This window comes from Rheinheimera salexigens (assembly GCF_001752395.1).
Lineage (GTDB): Bacteria > Pseudomonadota > Gammaproteobacteria > Enterobacterales > Alteromonadaceae > Alishewanella > Alishewanella salexigens.
This window is the reverse complement of the sequence record NZ_MKEK01000001.1, coordinates 3,338,440-3,361,643: the sequence shown is the minus strand read 5'-3', so window position 1 is coordinate 3,361,643 and position 23,204 is coordinate 3,338,440. Positions and strand designations below refer to the sequence as shown.

Sequence of the window (23,204 nt, the reverse complement as noted above, 5' to 3'; positions counted from 1 at the left end):
TATTACCTAGCGGGAACGTAATTTAGACAGGGATTAACTCTAAGTGTATGAGACTGACAGCGCTATAAAGAGCGAAATACAGTAGGATTTTAAAAAAAAGCTGCCAAATTCAATTTGATTTTGGCAGCTTTATTAATAGCCTAGTTGGGAACAAACTTTAGGCTAGGTTTTCTTCCATGGTCATTAACGTCGCATTACCACCAGCGGCAGTGGTGTTAATAGTAATGGTTTTTTCCGTGACTAAGCGTTGTAATAAACGCGTACCAGCCGGAGCGGTAATTAACGGTAATATTGCTCCTTCACGGCTGGCAAGTAACTCAGCACATAATGGTTTTACAGCACTACTTACTTCAACCATAGCGCCCGCTAAATCAACGTGAGCCAATAAAGTGGTTAAGCAGTCAATACGTACCGCTGAGACTAAGTTTAGCGGCATGCCAGCTTGTACCAAGGCTTTAATACAAGCTTCTGCTTCTAATAAGTCTTGTTCTTCTACTGCCGTTATAACCGCATTACCGGTGGCAAGAGCGGTAATAATCGCCAGTAACCAATGCTGAAATGAGCTGGTTTCATCGCGAATTAAAGCCACAGTACCACGTGGATCTAACACCAATTGGTTCGATTCACCTGTTGGTCCAGGTAAGGTGGTTGGCTTTAGTAACACACGCTCTACCCGTTGCAGTTTTTTCTGGGCTAAAGTTAAAATTTGCTCTAAATCGGGCTCATTTTTACTGACCACGCTATTGGCGGCTAATAAAGCTAAAAACTGGCGTAATACCGAGGTGCGCTGGTTAATATCAATTTGTGCCCATTGCTCCTGTGCTATTGCTGCCACTGGCATAGCGTAAGCAACGGCACTACTGGTGGTTTCGCTTAATAAACGTTGCCGCGTTTCGTCCGATAACTCAGCACAATCTGTGTTGTCGTTATCTTTAACTAAACGCGTTAAATACAACGGACCACCTGCTTTAGGACCTGTACCCGATAAGGCACGGCCACCAAAAGGTTGCACGCCAACAACAGCGCCAATCATATTGCGGTTAACGTAAATATTACCGGCTTTTATTTCGCGAGTGATTTGGTTAGTAAAGCTTTCTATGCGGCTATGTACGCCCATAGTTAAACCATATCCAGTGGCGTTTATCTGCTGAATAACTTTATTTATATCTTCGGCTTTAAAGCGAATTATGTGCACTACTGGGCCAAATACTTCACGTTCGAGTACCGTTAAATCACTAATTTCATATAAATGCGGTGCAAAGAAATAATGATTATTACCCGCTGGGATTTCACAGCTGTAATGTAACGTAGCTTTGTCATTTAAATACAGCACATGATTAGTTAAACGATCATGTGCTTTAGCATCAATAACTGGGCCTAAATCAGTGTCTAAATTAGCTGGGTCGGCTACTTTTAACTCGGCCATCGCACCTTTAAGCATGGTGATAATGTTATCAGCTACATCTTCTTGTAAAAACAATACACGTAGTGCTGAACAACGTTGACCGGCACTTTGGAAGCCTGAAGAAACAACGTCATCAACCACTTGCTCTGGTAAAGCCGTCGAGTCAACTATCATACAGTTTTGACCGCCCGTTTCAGCAATCAAAGGCACGGGTTCGCCACCACGCTCGGCTAATTTACGGGCAATCCAGCAGCCGGTTTCTGTTGAGCCAGTAAACATAACGCCTTGGATCCGCAGATCAGGCACAATATGCTCACCTACTTCACGACCTGGAGCGATAACAAGTTGCACCACGTGTTCTGGCATGCCACATTCAAGCATCAGTTCTAAGGTACGTTTTGCCACTAAGCTGGTTTGCTCGGCAGGTTTAGCCACAACAGTGTTACCCACCACTATAGCCGCGGCAACTTGACCTAAGAAAATGGCTAATGGGAAGTTCCACGGACTAATACATAAAAATACGCCGCGCGCTTGCTGTGGCTCTGCAAATAACTCTTCAGCACGGGCAGCATAATAACGGCAAAAATCAATAGCTTCGCGAACTTCAGCAATACTATCTAATGCTGTTTTGCCGGCCTCTTTAATACACAATGCTAATAGTTCATCACGGTGTGTTTCTAAAGAGTCGCCAATACGGCGCAATAAATTTGCCCTTACAGTGACATCTGTTTGCGACCATTGCTGAAAAGCGGCATCGGCATTAGTGATAATCTGCTGCATGGTGGTTGCATCAGCGAACTGTAAATAACCAATCACCTCATCTAAATTCGCTGGGTTTGTTACGGGTGTGGCATCAGTTTGTACTGGCAAATTCTCAATAGAGGTTAACCATTGATCCATAGCCGCTTTAACAGCAGTAATTTCATCGGCGTCGGTTAGATCTAAACCGTTAGAGTTTAGGCGTTCTGCACCATATAAATGGGCAGCCTGTGGAATTAGCTGATTGGTTTTTTGTTGCCAGCCAGAAACAATTTCTACCGGATCGGTCAGTAGTGATTCTACCGGTATGGTTTCGTCAATAATGTTATTAACAAATGAGCTGTTAGCCCCATTTTCTAATAAACGACGCACTAAATAGGCTAATAAGTCGGCATGTTCACCAACAGGGGCATAGATACGGCAAGGAATTTTATCTTCATTAACAATAGTGTCGTATAACGCATCGCCCATACCGTGTAAGCATTGGAATTCAAAGCCGGTATAGTCTTTGGTCATTTCCATAATCGTGGCAACAGTGTAAGCATTATGGGTAGCAAACTGCGGATAGATACTATCGCGATACTCTAACAGTTTTTTAGCACAGGCTTGATACGACACATCGGTAGACGCTTTACGGCTAAACACCGGAAAACCGTCAAAACCTTCGACTTGGCAGACTTTAATTTCGCTATCCCAGTACGCACCTTTAACTAAGCGAACCATCATTTTACGACCAACCCGTACGGTTAAGTCGCGTAGCCATTCAATTACGTGGAAACCGCGTTTTTGATAAGCCTGTACGGCTAAGCCAAAGCCTTGCCACTCACCTAAATCGGGGTCACTAAATACGGCTTCAATTATATCTAAGGATAAATCTAAGCGGTCGGCTTCTTCAGCATCAACAGTAAAGTTGATATCGTAGGCTTTAGCAGCAAGGACTAAGGCTTTTAAGCGAGGTACTAATTCTGTCATCACTCGTTCGCGTTTTGCGAACTCATAGCGCGGATGAATAGCAGATAATTTAACTGAGATGCCAGGGCTATTAAACGGGCCACGACCTTTAGCGGCTTTACCTATGGTATCAATAGCATTCATATAGCTAGCAAAGTAGCGATCAGCATCGGCCATGGTCCGTGCGCCTTCACCTAGCATATCGTATGAATAACGAAAACCTTTACTTTCTAATTCTGTAGCGCGTTCAAGTGCGGCAGTAATGGTAGTGCCCATAACAAACTGCGCACCCATAATTTGCATGGCATAACGTACAGCTTGACGAATAACCGGTTCACCTAAGCGACCACAAGTACGTTTAAGCACACTAAACTGCTGCTTTTTCTGCTCATCACTGTAATTAACTAACTTACCGGTTAACAATAAACCCCAAGCAGAGATATTGACGAAGATAGATTTACTATTACCAATATGTGCGCCCCAATCACCGTTGGCTAATTTGTCGCGGATTAGGCGGTCAGCGGTAATATTATCAGGCACACGTAATAAAGCTTCGGCTAAGCACATCAGTACTAAGCCTTCTTCGGTCGATAACGAGAATTCATTTAATAATGCATCGACGCCACCTTTACCTACTTGGGCTTGGCGAATACTCAGTACTAGCTGGCGGGCACGCTCCCAGGCTCTACTGCGGGCATTAACACCAATATTAGCGATAGGTAGTAAAAAATTTAGCACTTCATCTTCATCGGCGCGGTAATAATTACGGATAGTTTGACGCAGCGGTTGGGTAGCAACCAGGGAACCATTAAACATCATAGTACTAAGCTTCCTGACATAGGGTAAGATTGCGGCATTCTATTGAAAAGTCCGCAGCATAGGGTGGTTATTTTTGCTGTTAAACGCTATATAATTCTGTATAACGACTATAAAACCAGATATTAGATGGTAATGACAATAGCAATGAAAACTAAAGCACTCGATCGGATTGATCTTAACATACTTGAAACCTTACAGCGCGACGGTAGAATTTCTAATGTTGAGCTGGCCAAAAAAGTAAACTTAAGCGCTAGCCCCTGCATTGATCGGGTAAAACGGCTAGAAAAAGAAGGCTACATTGATGGTTATGGTGCGCGTTTAAATGCCGCCAAACTGGGCTGTGGCACTGCCGTGTTTATTCAAGTCACACTAGATAGAACCACCAGTGATGTGTTTAATCAATTTCGTGACGCTGTGGTTAAAATACCTCAAGTTGCCGAATGCCATATGGTGGCGGGTGGTTTTGATTATTTGTTGAAACTAAGATTAGCCAATATGGATGCGTATCGTAGCATGCTGGCCATCATCGTTGATTTACCCGGCGTGGCTCAAACTCATACCTATGTAGTAATAGAAGCCGTAAAACAAGATCAAGGTGTGCCACTAAAGCCCGCCGCAGAAAGTGTAGCGGGTTCTAGTTAGCAGATTCTGCTTAGCTTAGATGCTGGTTAGCTTAGTTCTGCTAGTAGCAGTATTACATCCAGCGATCTTTACTGCGACGCTTAGGTACAATAATGGGTAATACTAAGCCGAAAATTAAGCCTACCACTAAAATTAATGAACCCAGTACCATAGGCTTTTGCCAAACTGAAGTTTGGGTAGCATCTAAGCGTTGCTTTAACAGGCTATAGGTTTGTTGGGTTTGCTCTAATTGTTCTAGCGCGGCATTGCGCTCTGAAATTGCTGTATTTAGCTCACTACTTAAATCATTCCGCTGCTGCTGTAATGTAGAAACAATTCCATCATGATCAGCATAGTCGGTTTTAAGTTGTTCTAATTGGCTAGCTAAGCCTGGGGTGAAGTTGACATATTCTTTTGGTAACCATGCGGTTTTATCATCTTCATACTTAATTTGGGCATAACCTGTTTCAGCATCCTGCGAAATATAGGTTACACTTTCTCCAGCGTTTATGGTGCCAACAATTCGATATTTGTTACTGGGACCTGAATGTAAATAGACAAATAATGCATCACTAATAAAAGCCGCTTTACTCGCTTGGTTGTTAGTTGTTTGCTGTGAAAATACAGAAAATGGCAGTAAAAATAATACCAGCAAGATGCTTTTATTTAATGTGAACATAGGTATCCTGAGCTAATTTACGAAGGCAGTTTTGCGACCGATGGTTTCGATGATAGGCAGTTGTACTGTATTTGACAAGGCCTAATCTTCAAGTCTGCTGTGATTTTCCGTTAGTTATTTATAGAGTAAAGCATGACAACTGAACTGGAACTGAAATTTTTAATCTCGTCTGATGCTGCTGAGCAATTACCTGCTTTAGCGAGCCAAATAGCCAAAATAGTACAAACAGATGAAAACAAGTTACTTAATGCTTATTTTGATACGTCTGACAACTGGTTTCGCCAGCATGACTTTGGTTTACGCAGCCGTGAGAAAAACCGCCAGTTTGAACAAACCATTAAATTAGCCGGAAAGCATCATGGTGCGCTGCAAATGCGCCCAGAATATAATGTGTCTTGTGATGGTGTTATCCCGCAACTAGCCGCTTTTCCAGCAAAGATTTGGCCAGAACAGACTGATTTAAGCCAACTACAACAGAATTTAATTGAATTATTTCGCACCGATTTCAACCGTAAACGTTGGTTGCTGCAATTAGAAGACGGTACTGAAATTGAGCTGGTGTACGATTTAGGTCAGGTCATTGTGGCTGATAAAACTCAGCCAATATCTGAACTTGAACTAGAGCTAATATCGGGTGATGCTAAGCATTTATTTGTATTAGCAAGGCACTTAATTAGACATTTACCATTGCGAACGGGTTGGTTAAGCAAAGCTGCTCGGGGTTATCAATTATTTAACGGCCAACAACTTAATTTACCGGCTGATATTGGTAAAAACTTATTGCAGCAAGTTACCGCGTTACAACAAGCTGAAACCTGCTTTTTACAGCAGCAATCAACGCCAGCATTGCAATTTTGTAGCCAAGCATTAACGGCTCTAGCCGGCGCAGTACATCATATTGAAGCGCTACAGCAATGGCATGATGTGGCTATGGCGCTAGCAGAAATGGTGAAAGACGATGGGCAAGTGTTGGCAAGTGAGCAATATAATTTACTGCTACTTGCGGTCAGTGAATATCTGTTTGCAACGACCTAAACGGAGCTAACTATGGCTGATAGTACGACGGATAGCGCAAAGGTTGAGCCGGTAGATTTAACAACTCAAGCTTTAGCGCGCTTTAACAAGCTCATTGCCGCTAGCAGCTTTATCGAGCAAACACTGCAGCACCAAGCCGAGCTTTTAGCGGTGTTAACCCAGCCAGATAGCTTAACCCAGTTTATTGAGCATGGCGTTAAATCGATACAGTTAACCGCAACCGATGATGCCGGGGTATTTAAGCAGTTACGCCAACAACGTAATGCTATGTTAAGTGCTATTTTAGCTGCCGACATTTTACAATTACAAAGTATTAGCGATAGCTTAGTGCAAGTTTCTAGCTTAGCAGATAATTTAATTAACAGCGCTTATCATTGGGCGTATCAGCAATTAGAATTGCAGTGGGGCACACCGCAAGATAGCAAGGGTAATAAATTACCGCTGTTGATACTGGGTATGGGCAAGTTAGGCGGTAAAGAGCTTAATTTCTCATCTGATATTGATCTTATTTTTACTTATCCGCATCACGGCGACACTATAGGTGGCCGGCGCAGTATCGAAAACCAACAATTTTTTACCAAACTAGGCCAAAAGCTAATAGCGGCTTTGCATCAAGTTACCGCCGATGGCTTTGTCTACCGGGTAGATATGCGTTTACGCCCGTTTGGCGATAGCGGTCCCTTAGTTCTGAGTTTTGCCGCCATGGAAGATTATTATCAAGAGCAAGGCCGAGAATGGGAGCGTTACGCTATGCTCAAGGCGCGGGTGATTAATGCTGACACGCGCTACACCCCAGAACTGCAGAAATTGTTACGACCGTTTATTTATCGGCGCTATATTGATTTTTCAGCTATTGAATCTTTGCGCCGAATGAAGCAACAAATTGAACAAGAAAACCGACGTTTAAATCGAAAAGATAATATTAAGTTGGGTGTCGGCGGTATCCGCGAAGTTGAATTTGTGGTGCAAACTTTACAATTAATTCGGGGGGGCCGGATCCCAGCACTGCAGCAAACCTCGTTATTGCAGGCATTAGGTTATTTAGTCAGCGAAGACATTCTTACAGAGCAAGATGCTGCAGAATTAAAGGCTGATTATTTATTGTTGCGCAAAGTAGAACAAGCGCTGCAAGGTATTAATGACCAACAAACCCAAACCTTGCCGCAAGATGCTGCAAGCCAACAGCAATTGCTAACCTCGTTGTCTATAACTGACTGGCCTACGCTAACGGCTGATATTGAGCAAGCGATGCAACGCGTGCACCAACAATTTCGCCAAGTCATCGATATCGAAGAAGACGTGGAAGAGCAGGATATTACGCTTGGCCGTTTATTGTGGGATAGCGATCAAAACGTTGATGAACTAGCTGAATTAATAGACTGGCTTGAGCCGGATGAAGCCAAGCAAACAATAGTGTTATTGCAGCAATTTAAACATGATTGCCAAAAGCGTAGTTTAGGCGTTCGCGGTCGGCAGTTTTTAGCCAAGCTAATGCCGCATTTATTATTTATGTTGCAACAGCAACAATCTGCACCGGTAGTATTAGAGCAAGTATTAGTGGTATTTAAACAAATTGTTACTCGTACCGCTTATTTAGAATTACTGTATGAAAACTTGGCGGCCTTGCAACAGTTAGTCACGCTGTGCACAGAAAGTGGTTGGCTAGCTCGGCATTTATCGCGCTTCCCGATGTTGCTAGATGAGTTAATTGATCCGGCTCAATTATATCAAGTGTCGACAAAACAAGATTATGCCGATCGTTTGCGCCAGCAATTACTCCGAGTGCCTACGGATGATCTTGAGTTATTAATGGAAACTTTGCGTCAATATAAACAGACGCAGCAACTGCGTATCGCCGCTGCCGATATACGCGGTGTATTGCCGTTAATGCAAGTTAGTGATCACTTAACTTGGTTAGCCGAAGTGATGCTGGAACAAGTAGTAGATATGGCGTGGCAGCAAATGGCTGCCCGTTATGGCGAGCCAGAAGGCTTTAATGCGCTGGAAAAAGGTTTAGCGGTCATTGCTTACGGTAAACTTGGTGGCATAGAACTGGGTTATGGCTCTGATTTAGATTTAGTGTTTGTTCATCAATGTTCTAGTCAAACGGCCACTAGTGGTGAGCGGCAAATAGATTCACGCCAATTTTATTTAAAATTAATCCAACGGGTACTGCATTTATGCACCACTCGGACTAATAGCGGCGTGCTCTATGATATCGACACCCGGTTGCGGCCATCCGGTAACTCAGGGTTATTAGCTATTCATATTGATACTTATGGCGAATACTTATTGCGTGAAGCTTGGACCTGGGAGCATCAAGCTTTAGTTCGGGCACGCGTGGTTTATTCTAGTGGTAATTTAACTGAAAAGTTTAGCCAAATTCGTCAGGAAATTTTAACCCTACCAAGAGATATTGCTGAATTAAGTACCGATGTGCAGCAAATGCGGCAGAAATTACGCCAACATCACGGCGCTGAAATACTTGATTTAAAGCACAGTATCGGTGGCATTATCGATTTAGAATTTATTAGCCAATATTTAGTTTTAGCCTATGCAGCTCGTTATCCAGAATTATATCGCTATAGCGACAATATCCGTATTTTAGATGCCGTTGCTGCTGTAGGTTTATTACCTAACGATCAAGTTGAGGCGCTGCAGCAAGCGTATCAATTGTTACGTGGAGTGGGGCATCGGCAAACATTAATGCCGGCCACACTACCGTTGGCAGAGGCAGCAGAGCAAGCCCAGCAGCAAGTTGCTGTTATTTGGCAACAGCTATTTAGTGATTAGCCGTTATAGATGATGAATTATAGCGTTACGGGGTCTCTTTGCGCCGGTATACAGTGCTGCTGAATATAACTGTTTGCTTTATCAGTAATAATGGCAGCTCTTTGTTGGGGACAAAAGTAAGCTAGTACGGGCGAAGCAAAGTCGGGGGCAATGGCTTGGCTTATTTCATAAACAGTACCTATTAAGCTGGTATCAGTTTGAAAATAATGTTTTACGATGTAATCACGCGGTAAAGTCCAGTAAAGTTGTATGCCTTGCTGCTGTGCATAGTCTGTTAAGCGGTTTTTAAGGTTTCGCCTTCACGAAAACGGCGGTCAGACACTTGGCCGCGCCATATGACTTCAAGCGGTGTGACTATTGCTGTACGTTGTTGTAATTTATCGGTTAAATCTTCACTAGTGTCGGGTAGGACTAGCCTAAAATCCGAAATCTTACCGGCGCTATCGCTAATAGAACTGCGAATACTGCTATAAAAATTACTTAGGCCTTCAGCTGCTTTATTGGTTCTGTTAGACAACACCAGGATATCAGGGCGTGCTAGTAACACATAACCCACACTACCGAGTATTAACAATAGTATGATGTTTCGGATCCAAAACCACATGTGTTACTCCCTTATCGTGCGACTGTAAGTATTGTCACACCTGTATTCGCTACTATTGCTACTATTGCGACTAACGTTATTATTACAACGCACTCTATTATCACAACTCATTCTATTATCACAACGATAACGACTAGCACTACTGTCGCTGCTATGAAAACGGCGATAAATTTAACTGCTTTTTACGTTAAGCTGTTATTTATATAATGAAGCATCATCAGGGTTAGGTCGAGTTTTAAAACGGCGATGTAACCACATATATTGCTCTGGATTTTGTTGCACCACTTTTTCAACCCATTGATTTACAACTGTAACATCTGCTTTATTGTCACCAGAAGGAAATGGCTGTAATGCCGGTAAAATGCGAATTTCATAACCTTTATTATTAGCTAAGCGACTAGGAATAACCGGTAGTACCACGCAATTAGCGGCATTAGCAAACAGTAGGGTGCCGGTTGTGGTCGCGGTTTCTTTTACAGCAAAAAACGGTACAAATTCAGCTCGATTACGGCCGTAATCTTGATCAGGTAAATAAAAGCATACTTCGCCTTGGTTTAAGGCGGCAATAAGGCCTTTAACATCACGCTTACCAATCATATATTTATTGGCGCGACTGCGACCGTGATATTGCAGATAATCTAATAGCGGATTATTGTTCGGCCGATAAAAACCAACACTTGGATGGGTTAAACCAAAGGCACGACAGGCTGCTTCTAAATGTAATACATGTGGCGCTAATAACAGTACGCCTTTGCCTTGGGCGATAGCAGCTTGAATATGTTCATAACCATAAAAATGGGCTAATTTTCGGATGCGCCAATTGGGCCACCACCAACCAATAACGGTATCAAATAAAGCTCGGCCGGTTTCAACAAAGTTCTGCTGGACCAACTGCTGCTGTTCGGCAGCGGGCATATCAGGGAAACACAACTCAATATTGCGTAAGGCAACTTTGCTTCGGGATTTCAGCAGTGTCAATAATAACCGGCCAAAACCTGCACCCAACCACATAAGGACTGAATAGGGCAGCCAGCTAATTAACCATAATAGACCCGCGCCTAACCACAGTAGCCAATATTTGGGTAATAAGAAGCGCCAGCTAAATTGAGGGGCGTTAATCACAGCATGACCTCAGTAATAAATAAAGCGGTATTGTATCGAAAAAACGGCAGGACAACAGGCTAAACTGGTATGAGCTTCAGAGATAATGCCCTGAAGCTCACTTTTATAGCTGATTATTGATTGGTTAGCGCTTGGTTAACGGCTAATAAATCTTGCTCTGACAAATTACCAGCAGCTTGCTTTAACTGCATCATCGATAAAATGTAAGTGTAGCGCGCACTGGCTAAGTTACGTTTTGCCTCGAACAAATTACGCGTGCTTAATAACACGTCAACAATAGTACGAGTACCTACTTCAAAACCGGCTTCAGTCGCGTTTAATGCACTTTCAGCTGAAACAACGGCTTGCTCTAAGGCGCGTATCGATGAAATCTGGGCATTGACACCATTGAACGAGCTGCGCACTTGACGCATCACTGCGCGATGATTTAATTCTAAGGTTTGGCTTACTTCAACATAATTAGATTGAGCTACTGCAACACCGGCTTCAACACCACCACCGCTATAAATTGGCACTGCTAAGTTGATGCCTAGCGAGCTATCGTCTGCCCGATCAAAACCTGAAGCTTTAGCTACACCTAGGGTAGCTTGTAAATTTAAGGTTGGATAATGACCGGCTTTGGCTAAATCAATATCTTGATTAGCAATATCTAATAACACCCGTTGGCTTTTTAACACTAAATTATTATCTTGAGCTAAGCCTACCCAATCTTGCACTTTTTCAGGGCTTGGCCGACCTGGTGCAAATTTATCAGTGTTAAGTTCGGCTAATTCTTGGTGATACTGTCCTGTTATTTCACGTAGAAATTCTCGGGCATTTTCTAATTCGTATTGGGCAATAATTTCCCGTGCCACTGCGCTATCAAATTGCGCTTGGGCTTCATGGACATCGGTAATGGCAGTTAAACCAACGGCAAAGCGTTGTTTGGTTTGTTCTAATTGGCGTTCAATTGAACGTTTTTCTGCTTCGGCAAAGCCTAAATCATCTGCAGCGCCTAATACTTGAAAGTAAGCACTGGTAGCCCGGACAATTAAGTTTTGCACTTCACTGTCATAAGCCGTTTGGAATTGTAGTGCGACTTTTTCAGCACGATCTAATCGACCCCAATCTGCCCAGTTAAATAAACTTTGGTTTAACGTAACGCCTGCAGATAACGTATTAGGGCCATCAAAACCAAAACCATCAACATCACGACGACCATAGCCTGCGCTACCCGTCACATTTGGCAATAAAGCCGCGCGAGACACGTCAATGCTTGCCGCAGCGCGGTCACGGGAGGCGGCAGAGCGCAAAACAATAGGATCTTTTTGAGTGGCTAACTGATAAATGTCTTGTAGGTCATCAGCAGCAAAAGTCTGCCAACTAAGTAAGCCTAACGTAGAGGCTAATAAAGTACTTAATAAGGTTTTATTCATATTTACCAATTCCTGGCCAGATAAATGGATACTGCGCAAATGATACTCTTATACGGTAAACTAAGTAATCATTAAACCGTAAAGTTACGCTTAAGAGTGTAACAGAATGTGAGTATCGTTATGTCAAATTACAATGCTGTACAGTATCCGTCATTTAGCAGCAAAGATCTGGAAATACTCGATAAAAGCACGGTTTTTCAAGGTTTCTTTCGCATTGAGCAGTACACTTTGCGCCATCGTTTATTTGCGGGTGGCTGGAGCGAGCCAATGCAGCGCGAAATTTTCGAACGTGGTCATGCTGCAGCCGTATTACCCTACAACCCGATCACCGATGAAGTGGTATTAATTGAGCAAATTCGGGTGGGTGCGGCTAGCTCAAGTGCCAGCCCTTGGCTACTGGAAATTATAGCAGGTATGATAGACACTAATGAAACGGCAGAACAAGTTGCTATTCGCGAAGCAGAAGAAGAGGCCGGTATTGTTATAACTGAACTATTACCGATGTTAAATTACTTATCTAGCCCAGGTGGCACAACCGAACGAATTCAGCTGTATATGGGTAAATTAACTAGCCCAGTCGAAAGCGGTATTTTTGGTTTAGCCCAAGAACATGAAGATATTAAGGTGCATGTTATGTCGCGGGCAAAAGCATTACAGTTATTAGCCGAACAAAAAATCGACAATGCGGCAACGGTAATTGCGCTACAATGGCTGGCACTAAATTTAGCTAAAGTACAACAAGCTTGGGATTAGTCATTGATGGATTATGTTTTTCCACCGCAGTCACAGTATCGGCTAGCACAAATTACTGATTGTCACTTAATGCCAACGGCAGACGAATTTTATCAACAGATCCAACCGGCGAAATATTTACAAGCGATAGTGGAACAGCTGTGCCAAGAGCAGCCAGATGGCGTGATTTTAAGCGGTGATTTGGTGCAAAATGCCAGTGCTGCTTCCTATCAATTATTAGCCGACATTTTTGCGCCGTTAACCTGTCCAGTGTTTTGTTTGCCCGGCAATCATGATGATTTACAGCAGCTTGAGATGTTAAGTCATATTGCGCCGTTTCAAGCGGCAACAAGTTTACGCTTAGCCAGTTGGCAGCTGCTGTTGCTTAATACTAAAGGCCCAACCCCTAGTGGAGTGTTTGGACTTGAGCAACAACATTGGCTACAACAGCAGTTACAGCTTAGTACTAAACAATTTATTCAGCATAGCGCTGAAAATAGCGCGGCCAAAGCAGTGTGGTTGTTTTGTCATCATCACCCACGACCATTAGGCTGCTCAATTGATATCCATGGTCAATTGGATGCCGACATTCTGTGGCAGCATATTTTGGCTGATAGCCGGATCCAGGGCATTGCACATGGCCATAGCCATTATGCTTACAGTGCGCGTTTTGCTAAGGTAAATATAGTAGGTTGTCCGGCCAGCTCGGTGCAGTTTTTAGCCACGCCAGAGTGGCAAACTATCGATCAAGGTCCACAGTGGTGTGACTGGATATTTAATGCCGATCAAACTGTACAATGGCAATTTCGATCCTTAGATAGAAACAATTAGTTAGTAATAATTAGTTAGGGACACTTACATAGGAGCATGAATGACTAAAATAGTGGTATATTTGCATGGCTTTGCTAGTTCATCACAATCAGAAAAAGCACAACAAACCCAAGCCTATTTTGCAACTCATTACCCACATATACATTTTACAGCTTTAGATGTGCCATACGAACCTGACGCTGCTCTGGCCACCATTAAACAGCATCTTGAGCAATCGGGTATTACCACTACAGGGGGGAATGGGCAACAACTAGCATTAATTGGTAGTTCGCTAGGCGGCTTTTTAGCCACCTGTATTGCCGAAGAGTATGGTTGCCGTGCATGTTTGATTAATCCAGCGGTTGCGCCGCATACGGTATTATCACAACATTTGGGTGATTATTATCATCCAGTGTTAGAGCAGGCTTATCAGGTAACGCCTGAGCACATGACCAGCCTTAAACAGCTTATGCCAACGACATTACAGCAGCCACATAACTATTTGGTATTATTGCAAACCGGTGATGAAGTGTTAGATTACCGTTTAGCGCTGGATTATTATCAAGGCGCATTGATTAATGTCCGTGAAGGCGGTAATCATAGTTATACTGATTATCAGCAACAATTAAGCACTATTACTGAATTTTGCCAACTTAACTAGCGTTTTGGTAGTCTACGCCATATTTTGTTTATATGGCGTACTGATATTGCGTACAGATATTGCGTAATAATATCGCGGATGAATGCGCAGAGGTTTTCTGCTAATGACTGAGAATATGACGACACAAATATATAATGCCGATTCAATTGAAGTTTTAACAGGTTTAGAGCCGGTACAACGCCGTCCTGGAATGTATACCGACACCACAAGACCGAACCATTTAGCCCAAGAAGTCATCGACAACAGTGTGGATGAAGCCTTAGCGGGCCATGCCGATAAAGTGCAAGTCATATTACACAGCGATCAATCCTTAGAGGTAATTGATAATGGCCGTGGTATGCCGGTCGATATTCACCCTGAAGAGGGCGTAAGCGGGGTAGAGTTAATATTTTGCCGCTTACATGCCGGTGGTAAGTTCTCGAATAAAAACTATCAGTTTTCGGGCGGTTTGCATGGTGTAGGTATTTCAGTTGTTAACGCTTTATCTAGTCGGGTCGATGTATCAATACGTCGAGATGGCAGCATTTATGAAATGGCTTTTGAGCAGGGCAATAAAGTTAGCGAGTTAGCCATTACGGGTACCGTGGGTAAACGTAACACCGGTACCCGAGTCCGGTTTTGGCCTACGCCCACTTATTTTGACTCAGCCAAATTTTCTGTTAGCCGTTTACTGCATGTATTAAAAGCAAAAGCGGTTTTATGTCCGGGTTTAACCGTTAGCTTTGATGATCAAATTAATAAACAACAATATGAATGGTGCTATCAAGCCGGTATTGAAGATTATTTAGCCGAAGCGGTACAAGGCTATGTTTGCTTGCCCGAAACCCCTTTTGTGGGCAAATTTGCTGCCAGTAACGAAGCGGTAGAATGGGCTCTGTTGTGGTTGCCAGAAGGTGGCGAGTTAATTACTGAAAGCTATGTTAACTTAATTCCAACTCCACAAGGCGGTACCCACGTTAATGGTTTACGCCAAGGTTTGTTAGAAGCCTTACGTGAATTTTGTGAGTTTAGAAACTTATTACCTCGCGGCATTAAACTCTCAGCAGATGATATTTGGGATCGTTGTGGTTATATTTTATCGACCAAAATGCAAGATCCACAATTTGCTGGCCAAATTAAAGAGCGCTTATCGTCACGCCAATCAGTGGCGTTTGTTAGCGGGGTAGTAAAAGATGCCTTTAGTTTATGGCTAAACGAACATACTGTTATTGCTGAGCAATTAGCTGAGTTTTGTATCAACAATGCGCAGAAACGATTAAAAGCTGCAAAAAAAGTGGTCAGGAAAAAAGTGACCTCAGGCCCTGCATTGCCGGGTAAATTAGCCGACTGTTCAGCCCAAGATTTAAAGCAAACAGAATTGTTTTTAGTCGAAGGAGACTCAGCCGGTGGTAGTGCTAAACAAGCGCGAGATCGCGAATTTCAAGCTGTTATGCCGCTGCGCGGTAAAATTCTTAATACTTGGGAAGTCGATTCTGGACAAATTTTAGCTTCACAAGAAGTACATGATATTTCAGTCGCTATTGGTATCGACCCCGATAGTGAAGATTTATCGGCATTGCGCTACGGTAAAGTATGTATTTTAGCCGATGCCGACTCAGATGGCTTACACATTGCCACCTTATTATGTGCGTTGTTTATGCGTCACTTCCGGACTTTAGTCGCAGCAGGACATGTATATGTGGCCATGCCGCCACTGTATCGCATTGATATTGGTAAAGATGTTTATTATGCGCTAGATGAAGCCGAAAAAGATGGTGTGCTGGATCGAATTGAAGCCGAGAAAAAACGCGGTAAAGTTAACGTGCAGCGTTTTAAAGGTCTAGGTGAAATGAACCCGCTGCAACTGCGCGAAACCACGATGGATCCCAATACTCGTCGTTTAGTGCAATTAACCATTGATGATTACGAGCAAACTTTCGAGTTAATGGATATGTTATTAGCGAAAAAGCGCGCCTCCGATAGGCGTGCTTGGTTAGAGCAAAAAGGTGATAAAGCGGTTGTTGCTTAACGGTCACATGCAGAAAAGGGCTGAGGCTTTGCAAAAATATCTTGTATTCATACTGGTTTTCCTGACGTTGATAACGGGCTTTTCTGCGGTTGCTAATAGCGAAAGTGCTGAATTACCGGCGTGGCTAAAAAAAGTGACAACAGAAAAGTACCAACAACCTGATGCTATGCTGGCACTATTGCAACAGCATCAAGAGGAACGGGTTGGTTTATCAAGCCAACTTCAAGCACGTTGGTATTATGAGCAAGCCATATTATTTGAAGTATTAGGCCGGCATATTGAACAGCAGCAAGCGGCCGAGCAAGGCTTAACCTTATTAGCAGAGCAGCAATCTTTGTTAAGAGTTAAATTACTCTATGCGCTGGGTTTTGCATTGGAAATGCAGGCCGATACCGAGCAAGCTATGCAGCGCTATGAAACCGGCATCGCGCTGGCGACCTTATTAGATGATGAGGTGCAAATTTTACGCGGTCATATTAACCAAGCTGCGATTTATTTAAGCTTCAATAAACATAAACAAGCCTTGGCATTATTACAAGATACCTATCATCGGGCGCAAATTTTACAAAATAAAGCCTTAATAGCTGAAGTTAATGCTGAATTAGGCTTATTGTATGTCAGCATATCATTTGAAGAAGAAGGTATCGTTTTATTAAAAACAGCCTTGCAACTTTATCAAGAGCTAGGTTGGCAAAAAAATATCGTTACGGTAAAGTTTAATCTAGCCCGCACTTATGGTTTTTTACAACAATATCAGCTGTCACTGCAGCTATATAATGAAATATTGCAAGCTGAATCTGCTTCGACTGATGTAATGAACTTGTATCACACCTATTTAGGATTAGCGATTACCAGCAGTGCCAGTGGCGCAGGTGATGCGGCAATTTCCTATATTAATAAAGCCGAAGCATACTTACCGCAGTTACAAGCCAAAGTGCATATAGCCACTCATCATTATGAAAAAGCGCTTATTTTACAGCGATTAAAACAAACCAGTTTAGCGATGCAGCAGCTATTATTGGCCGAGCAAAGTTTGGCGCTGGAAAACGATAGCGAACTCGCGATGGGCTTAACTTATGTTAAAAGCCAATTGTTAGCAGAGTCGGGTGAGTTTGAGCGGGCTTATCAGCAATTAGAACAGTTTATGCAGCAATTTAAACAGCAGCGAAATGAGGATAATGAGCTGGCGCTAGAACGGATGCGTTTAGTGTTTGCTCAAGAACAACAGCAACAACAAAATTTATTATTATTACAAGATAACGAACTAAAAGCGTTACGGCTGCAAGAAGTTGAAAGTAGCCATAAGTTGCAAATGTTATGGCAAATAGTGTTAGGTAGCAGCACGTTAATATTATCGATCTTGCTAATATGGCAGCTTTTTCGGCGCAAAAAATTGTTAGCTAGCAATAACAAGAACAGTAAACAGGAACAAGCATGACAGAAACGGTAATTTCTCACGATGGCGTTGAACAACTGGCGTTAAGACGTTTTACAGAAGACGCCTATTTGAACTATTCAATGTACGTTATTATGGATCGTGCTTTACCGCATATTGGCGACGGTTTAAAGCCAGTGCAAAGACGCATAATTTATGCGATGTCAGAATTAGGCTTATCCCATTTAGCTAAATATAAAAAATCAGCCCGTACTGTAGGTGACGTGTTAGGTAAGTTTCACCCTCACGGTGACTCTGCCTGTTATGAAGCTATGGTATTAATGGCTCAGCCTTTTTCATATCGCTATCCGTTAGTTGATGGCCAAGGTAACTGGGGTGCACCGGATGATCCAAAATCATTCGCCGCTATGCGTTATACCGAATCTAAACTGTCCCGCTTTGCCGAAGTATTATTATCAGAATTGGGTGCGGGCACTACAGATTGGTTGCCTAACTTTGATGGCACTATGGATGAGCCTAGAGTGTTACCGGCTCGGTTACCACATATTCTACTCAATGGTATTACTGGTATTGCGGTTGGTATGGCCACGGATATCCCGCCACATAATGCCCGTGAAGTCGCCAACGCCTGTGCTTTGTTATTAGATAAACCAAAAAGTACTGTTACTGACTTAATGCAGTTTGTTAAAGGCCCTGATTACCCAACTGATGCCGAAATTATTAGCCCAAGTCACGAACTAGCTGCCATTTATGAAACTGGCCGCGGCAGTGTGAAAATGCGAGCACTGTATCAGTTAGAAGATGGTGATATTGTGATTACGGCGTTGCCGCATCAAACATCGGGCTCAAAAATATTAGAGCAAATTGCCGCGCAAATGCAGGCAAAGAAACTGCCGATGGTGACCGATTTACGTGATGAGTCAGATCACGAAAGTCCTACTCGTATAGTGGTTGTGCCACGCTCAAATCGGGTTGATACCGAGCAATTGATGCAACACTTATTTGCCACAACCGATTTAGAAAAAAGTTATCGAGTTAACCTAAATATTTTAGGGCTAGATCAGCGACCACGGGTAAAAAACTTAGTAGAAATTCTTAGCGAATGGTTAGTGTTCCGTCGTGATACCGTGCGCCGCCGCTTACAGCATCGCTTAGATAAAGTACTGGATAGATTACACGTATTAGAAGGCTTATTAATTGCTTTTTTAAATATTGATGAAGTTATTCGGATAGTGCGCAGTTATGATAAACCTAAACCAGAGTTAATGGCTGCGTTTAGCATTACCGATCGCCAAGCCGAAGCAATTTTAGAATTAAAGCTACGCCAGCTAGCTAAGTTAGAAGAAATCAAAATCCGTGCTGAGCTCAATGAGCTAAGCAAAGAACGAGATAAATTAGAGGCCATTTTGGCTTCAGAGAAAAAGCTGACCAAATTGATCCGTGATGAATTAATAGCCGATGCTGAAAAATATGGTGATGATCGCCGCAGCCCCATTGTATTGCGGGGCGAAGCCAAAGCCTTAAGCGAAAGAGAATTACTGCCCAGCGAGCCTATAACCGTCGTGTTGTCAGAAAAAGGTTGGGTACGCTGTGCTAAAGGTCATGATGTCGATGGCAATGCCCTAAGCTATCGTGCCGGAGATGCTTTTAAAGCCATGGTCAGTGGTCGCTCAAACCAGCAAGCGGTATTTTTAGATTCATCAGGCCGCAGTTTTGCCACCGAAGCCCATGACTTACCCTCTGCGCGAGGTCAGGGTGAACCGCTAAGTGGTCGTTTTGGTATTGTTGCTGGCGAAAGCTTTGAACACTTGTTAATGGGTGAAGATAAACAAGCCATGTTATTAGCATCCGATGCTGGTTATGGATTTATTGCTGAGTTTGCTGATTTACTTAGCCGCAACAAAGCCGGTAAAGCCGTGCTTAGTTTGCCTAAAGGCTCGAAAGTGCTGGCACCGGTAGTGGTAAAACAACCAGCAACCGACTTAGTGTTAGCTATCTCTAACGAAGGCCGAATGCTAGTGTTCCCCGTGGCAGAATTACCTAAGCTTAGTAAAGGTAAGGGTAATAAAATCATGTCGATCCCAAGTGCACGTGCTGCCAGTAGAGAAGAATATATTTGTCAGTTAGCCATCGTACCAGTTGATGGTAGCGTGACACTGATAGCAGGTAAGCGTAAACTGACGTTAAAACCAGATGATTTACAACATTATCATGGTGAGCGAGGTCGTCGCGGTAATAAATTACCAAGAGGCTTACAGCGTATAGATGCTGTACAGCTAAATAGTGATCCAACCAGCACAGATAATTAAACTCGTTATACTAGGCGCCCTTTTTTTGGCGCCTTTTAGTTCGCTTGTAGTGTCAACGGAGAATATAGTGATAGCGGTTTTACGAATAGTTTTATTAGTGTTGTTTTTATTTTTAGTACTTTAGCTGGCTTACTTATTTGTTTAGTAAGGCCATTTCACGCTGATAACGTGCGCATTTTTTCGCATTGGTATGGCAGTGTATCAAAAATTTTAGGCATCCAAGTTGAAATACGTGGCGTTGAAAATATCGACAGCTCAAAGCCTTATGTTTATGTCGCTAACCATCAAAACAATTTAGATTTATTTACTATTAGTAATGCCGTTCAACCACGCACGGTGACCTTAGGTAAAAAAAGCTTAAAATTTGTGCCTTTTTTTGGTCAATTGTATTGGTTAAGTGGCAATATTTTAATTGATCGTAAAAATAAAAGTCGGGCATTATCTACTATGCTAGCAGCCGCTGAGCGCATTAGCCGTGACAATATCTCAGTGTGGATGTTTCCTGAAGGTACGCGTAGCTATGGCCGGGGTTTATTGCCCTTTAAAGCCGGGGCATTTCATATTGCCTTAGAAGCGAATGTGCCAATAATACCGGTATGTATGAGCAGCACCCACCAGCAATTTAAATTTAATCGCTGGAATAATGGCAAGGTTATTATCCAAATGTTAGCGCCTGTGCATTTGCCAGAAGGTAAGCCTAATATCCGTCAGTTTTCTGAGAATCTGAACCAAAAAATGGCTCAGCAGATCGCAATGCTTGATACCGAACTGGGCAAAGATTACACTGCGCAAAATATTACCGTTAAAGAGTAGAACTATGGAAAACTGGCAAGAGTTTACTGAAGAAACAATCAATGCACTATTAGAAGATGGTAGCGATCCAGATGCAGAATATACTATTGAGCATCACTTTTATGATCAAGATTTTACCAAACTAGAAAAGCTGGCGGTTGCGTTATTCAAGTTAGGCTATGAAGTTACCGATGCAGAAGAAGTCGAATTTGAAGATGGCGACAGTGCTTGGGTATTTGATGCTATTCGTGAACAATCACTGGTCACAGAAACTATCGTTGCCGATGCGCTTAAGTTAGAAGCTTTAGCCAAAAAGCATGGCGTAGAATATGACGGTTGGGGCACGTATTTCGAAGGTGACGAAGCAGACTTTGACGATGCTGATGATGAAGACGAAGAGCATACCGCTCACTGAAAGCGCATATTGCACTAAAAAGTAGTTTTAGCCAAAGCCAGTTGCCAGCCGCAACTGGCTTTTTTATTGGTATTGTCATAACCACCTATAATCAGTGTATATCATTAAAATCTATATTTGATATTTCGCATATTTATGCATTTTAGCTGAGTTATATTTCATTATCTGTTGACGGCTAGCGTGCTTTTCATCAAGAATGGAGTGAACATTAAATATACAGGGATACTTATGACGTACATACACAGCACCATAGCAAAACTGATGCTAAGTAGCCCTGCACAAGCAGAGTTCTATCAAGCCGTAGAAGAAGTATTAGAATCTTTAACCATGGTGCTTGAGCAAGATGATAAATATCGGCGCCATGCCATTATTGAGCGAATGATTGAGCCTGAGCGGCAAATTATGTTTCGGGTGCCTTGGGCTGATGATAATGGCGTGATCCATGTTAATAAAGGTTATCGAATAGAATTTAACTCAGCATTAGGGCCGTTTAAAGGCGGCTTACGCTTTCATCCTAGTGTTAATGCCAGCATTATTAAATTTTTAGGTTTTGAACAAGTTTTTAAAAATGCGTTAACCGGTTTACCTATTGGCGGCGCTAAAGGCGGGGCTAACTTTGACCCTAAAGGCCGTTCAGATGCCGAAATTATGCGTTTTTGTCAGTCTTTTATGAATGAACTGTATCGACATATTGGCCCAAATACCGATGTGCCAGCAGGTGATATTGGCGTAGGGGCGCGCGAAATTGGTTATATGTTTGGTCAATATAAGCGCTTAGCCAATAGTTTTGATGGGGTTTTTACCGGTAAAAGTTTATTGTGGGGCGGCTCATTAGTGCGTAAGGAAGCCACTGGTTATGGTTGCGTATATTTCGCCAAATATATGCTGCAAGATCGGCAGCAGACTTTGCAAGATAAACAATGTTTAGTCTCAGGCTCGGGTAATGTGGCCATTTACACTATTGAAAAGCTGCAGCAATTAGGTGCTATTGCTGTTAGTTGCTCTGACTCTGCAGGCACTATTTATCACAAATCCGGCATTGTTCTAGCGACATTAAAACAATTAAAAGAAGTGCAACATGCGCGGTTAAGTGAATATATTAGTCACCATCCTGATGCGGAATACACGCCAGTAGCTGACTATCCCGACGATGGCCATGCGGTATGGCGCTACCCAGCAGACTTAGCCTTCCCCTGTGCCACCCAAAATGAGTTAACGGCTGCAGATGCTACTGTATTAGTTCAAAATGGCTGCATCGCGGTGTCTGAAGGCGCTAATATGCCCTCAACTCAAGCTGCGGTAGAAGTGTTTTTAGAAGCTAAAATCGCATATGGTCCGGGCAAGGCAGCTAACGCAGGAGGTGTCGCGACTAGTCAGCTAGAAATGGCTCAAAATGCCAGTATGCGTAGTTGGAGCTTTGCAGAAGTAGACGAGCAGTTAAAAATAATTATGCGCAATATCTACAGCAGCGCCCGCGATACCGCGAGTGAATTTGGTGCGGAAGGCAATTTAGTGTTAGGAGCCAATATTGCCGGCTTTCGCCGCGTCGCCGATGCCATGATTGAGCAAGGTTTAGTGTAATTAAGTAAAATAGAACGCCTAAAAAGGGGTCGTAGCATATTAATTTTTTGTTAATACGCTACAACCCCTTTTTATTGCAAATTTTTTATGACCTGAATGACTGTTTTTAATCAATAATCTGCCGTTGGCATTAAACAGTTATTTAAATCGATTATTGTTACATATAGTTAAAAGTCATTTGCAGTTTTAGGGGATTGTCTGTTATTGAGCTGCAAATATAATACTCAGCTCTAATTTGGCAAGTTGGAGCCGCTAACCCTTATTAAATGATTGGCTTAGCAAAACGAGTAAGGCCGA

General features: G+C 42.7%; 18 protein-coding genes. 12 read left to right on the top strand and 6 right to left on the bottom strand.

What is annotated here, in order from left to right; genetic code table 11:
- Window positions 1-157: 157 nt before the first annotated feature.
- Window positions 158-3,934 (bottom strand): bifunctional proline dehydrogenase/L-glutamate gamma-semialdehyde dehydrogenase PutA, encoded by a 3,777-nt coding sequence (gene putA / locus BI198_RS15500; RefSeq protein ID WP_070050409.1) that lies wholly within the window; start codon window positions 3,932-3,934, stop codon window positions 158-160.
- A gap of 144 nt (window positions 3,935-4,078) precedes the next feature.
- On the opposite strand from putA, the gene BI198_RS15495 reads away from it, so the two are divergent.
- Window positions 4,079-4,576 (top strand): winged helix-turn-helix transcriptional regulator, encoded by a 498-nt coding sequence (locus BI198_RS15495; RefSeq protein ID WP_449421110.1) that lies wholly within the window; start codon window positions 4,079-4,081, stop codon window positions 4,574-4,576.
- Between the two features lie 52 nt (window positions 4,577-4,628).
- On the opposite strand, the gene BI198_RS15490 is transcribed toward BI198_RS15495, so the two are convergent.
- Window positions 4,629-5,234: a TIGR04211 family SH3 domain-containing protein gene (locus BI198_RS15490; RefSeq protein WP_070050407.1), complete on the bottom strand. Its 606-nt coding sequence runs from the start codon at window positions 5,232-5,234 to the stop codon at window positions 4,629-4,631.
- 132 nt (window positions 5,235-5,366) lie between these two features.
- On the opposite strand from BI198_RS15490, the gene BI198_RS15485 reads away from it, so the two are divergent.
- Both BI198_RS15485 and glnE read left to right on the top strand, forming a co-directional pair.
- Entirely contained in the window at window positions 5,367-6,269 is a 903-nt protein-coding gene (locus tag BI198_RS15485) for a CYTH domain-containing protein (protein ID WP_070050406.1), read from the top strand.
- A 12-nt stretch (window positions 6,270-6,281) separates the two neighbouring features.
- Window positions 6,282-9,062: a bifunctional [glutamate--ammonia ligase]-adenylyl-L-tyrosine phosphorylase/[glutamate--ammonia-ligase] adenylyltransferase gene (gene glnE / locus BI198_RS15480; RefSeq protein WP_070050404.1), complete on the top strand. Its 2,781-nt coding sequence runs from the start codon at window positions 6,282-6,284 to the stop codon at window positions 9,060-9,062.
- 17 nt (window positions 9,063-9,079) lie between these two features.
- Here the strand turns inward: glnE and BI198_RS16300 are convergent, their stop codons facing one another.
- The 4 genes from BI198_RS16300 to tolC all read right to left on the bottom strand — a co-directional run bounded on the left by BI198_RS16300 (window position 9,080) and on the right by tolC (window position 12,203).
- A complete protein-coding gene (locus BI198_RS16300; protein WP_235605390.1) occupies window positions 9,080-9,313 on the bottom strand; it encodes a toxin co-regulated pilus biosynthesis Q family protein in 234 nt (77 codons plus the stop codon).
- A 23-nt stretch (window positions 9,314-9,336) separates the two neighbouring features.
- Window positions 9,337-9,666, bottom strand: a complete 330-nt coding sequence (locus BI198_RS16295) for a hypothetical protein (protein WP_235605360.1) — start codon at window positions 9,664-9,666, stop codon at window positions 9,337-9,339.
- Between the two features lie 195 nt (window positions 9,667-9,861).
- On the bottom strand, window positions 9,862-10,788 hold the full coding sequence (gene lpxL, locus BI198_RS15470; protein ID WP_070050402.1) for an LpxL/LpxP family Kdo(2)-lipid IV(A) lauroyl/palmitoleoyl acyltransferase: 927 nt from the start codon (window positions 10,786-10,788) through the stop codon (window positions 9,862-9,864).
- A 113-nt stretch (window positions 10,789-10,901) separates the two neighbouring features.
- Window positions 10,902-12,203, bottom strand: coding sequence for an outer membrane channel protein TolC (gene tolC, locus BI198_RS15465; RefSeq protein WP_070050400.1), 1,302 nt, complete (start codon window positions 12,201-12,203; stop codon window positions 10,902-10,904).
- A gap of 120 nt (window positions 12,204-12,323) precedes the next feature.
- Here tolC and nudF point away from each other — a divergent pair, with 120 nt between their 5' ends.
- From nudF to gdhA, 9 genes are all read left to right on the top strand, one after another.
- Complete coding sequence (gene nudF, locus BI198_RS15460) at window positions 12,324-12,956, top strand: ADP-ribose diphosphatase (RefSeq protein WP_070050398.1); 633 nt, start codon at window positions 12,324-12,326, stop codon at window positions 12,954-12,956.
- A 6-nt stretch (window positions 12,957-12,962) separates the two neighbouring features.
- Window positions 12,963-13,766, top strand: a complete 804-nt coding sequence (locus BI198_RS15455; protein ID WP_070050397.1) for a metallophosphoesterase family protein — start codon at window positions 12,963-12,965, stop codon at window positions 13,764-13,766.
- 40 nt (window positions 13,767-13,806) lie between these two features.
- Window positions 13,807-14,406, top strand: a complete 600-nt coding sequence (locus BI198_RS15450; RefSeq protein WP_201243536.1) for a YqiA/YcfP family alpha/beta fold hydrolase — start codon at window positions 13,807-13,809, stop codon at window positions 14,404-14,406.
- Between the two features lie 115 nt (window positions 14,407-14,521).
- On the top strand, window positions 14,522-16,414 hold the full coding sequence (parE, locus tag BI198_RS15445) for a DNA topoisomerase IV subunit B (protein WP_070050981.1): 1,893 nt from the start codon (window positions 14,522-14,524) through the stop codon (window positions 16,412-16,414).
- Window positions 16,415-16,442: 28 nt separating this feature from the next.
- Window positions 16,443-17,852 (top strand): tetratricopeptide repeat protein, encoded by a 1,410-nt coding sequence (locus tag BI198_RS15440; protein WP_141728895.1) that lies wholly within the window; start codon window positions 16,443-16,445, stop codon window positions 17,850-17,852.
- Window positions 17,849-20,119, top strand: coding sequence for a DNA topoisomerase IV subunit A (gene parC, locus BI198_RS15435; protein ID WP_070050394.1), 2,271 nt, complete (start codon window positions 17,849-17,851; stop codon window positions 20,117-20,119). Before BI198_RS15440 ends, parC begins: the two co-directional genes overlap by 4 nt.
- A gap of 168 nt (window positions 20,120-20,287) precedes the next feature.
- Window positions 20,288-20,932 (top strand): 1-acylglycerol-3-phosphate O-acyltransferase, encoded by a 645-nt coding sequence (locus tag BI198_RS15430; RefSeq protein WP_235605359.1) that lies wholly within the window; start codon window positions 20,288-20,290, stop codon window positions 20,930-20,932.
- 4 nt (window positions 20,933-20,936) lie between these two features.
- On the top strand, window positions 20,937-21,326 hold the full coding sequence (rraB, locus tag BI198_RS15425; RefSeq protein WP_070050392.1) for a ribonuclease E inhibitor RraB: 390 nt from the start codon (window positions 20,937-20,939) through the stop codon (window positions 21,324-21,326).
- A gap of 228 nt (window positions 21,327-21,554) precedes the next feature.
- On the top strand, window positions 21,555-22,907 hold the full coding sequence (gene gdhA / locus BI198_RS15420; protein WP_070050390.1) for an NADP-specific glutamate dehydrogenase: 1,353 nt from the start codon (window positions 21,555-21,557) through the stop codon (window positions 22,905-22,907).
- The last annotated feature ends 297 nt before the right edge of the window (window positions 22,908-23,204 follow it).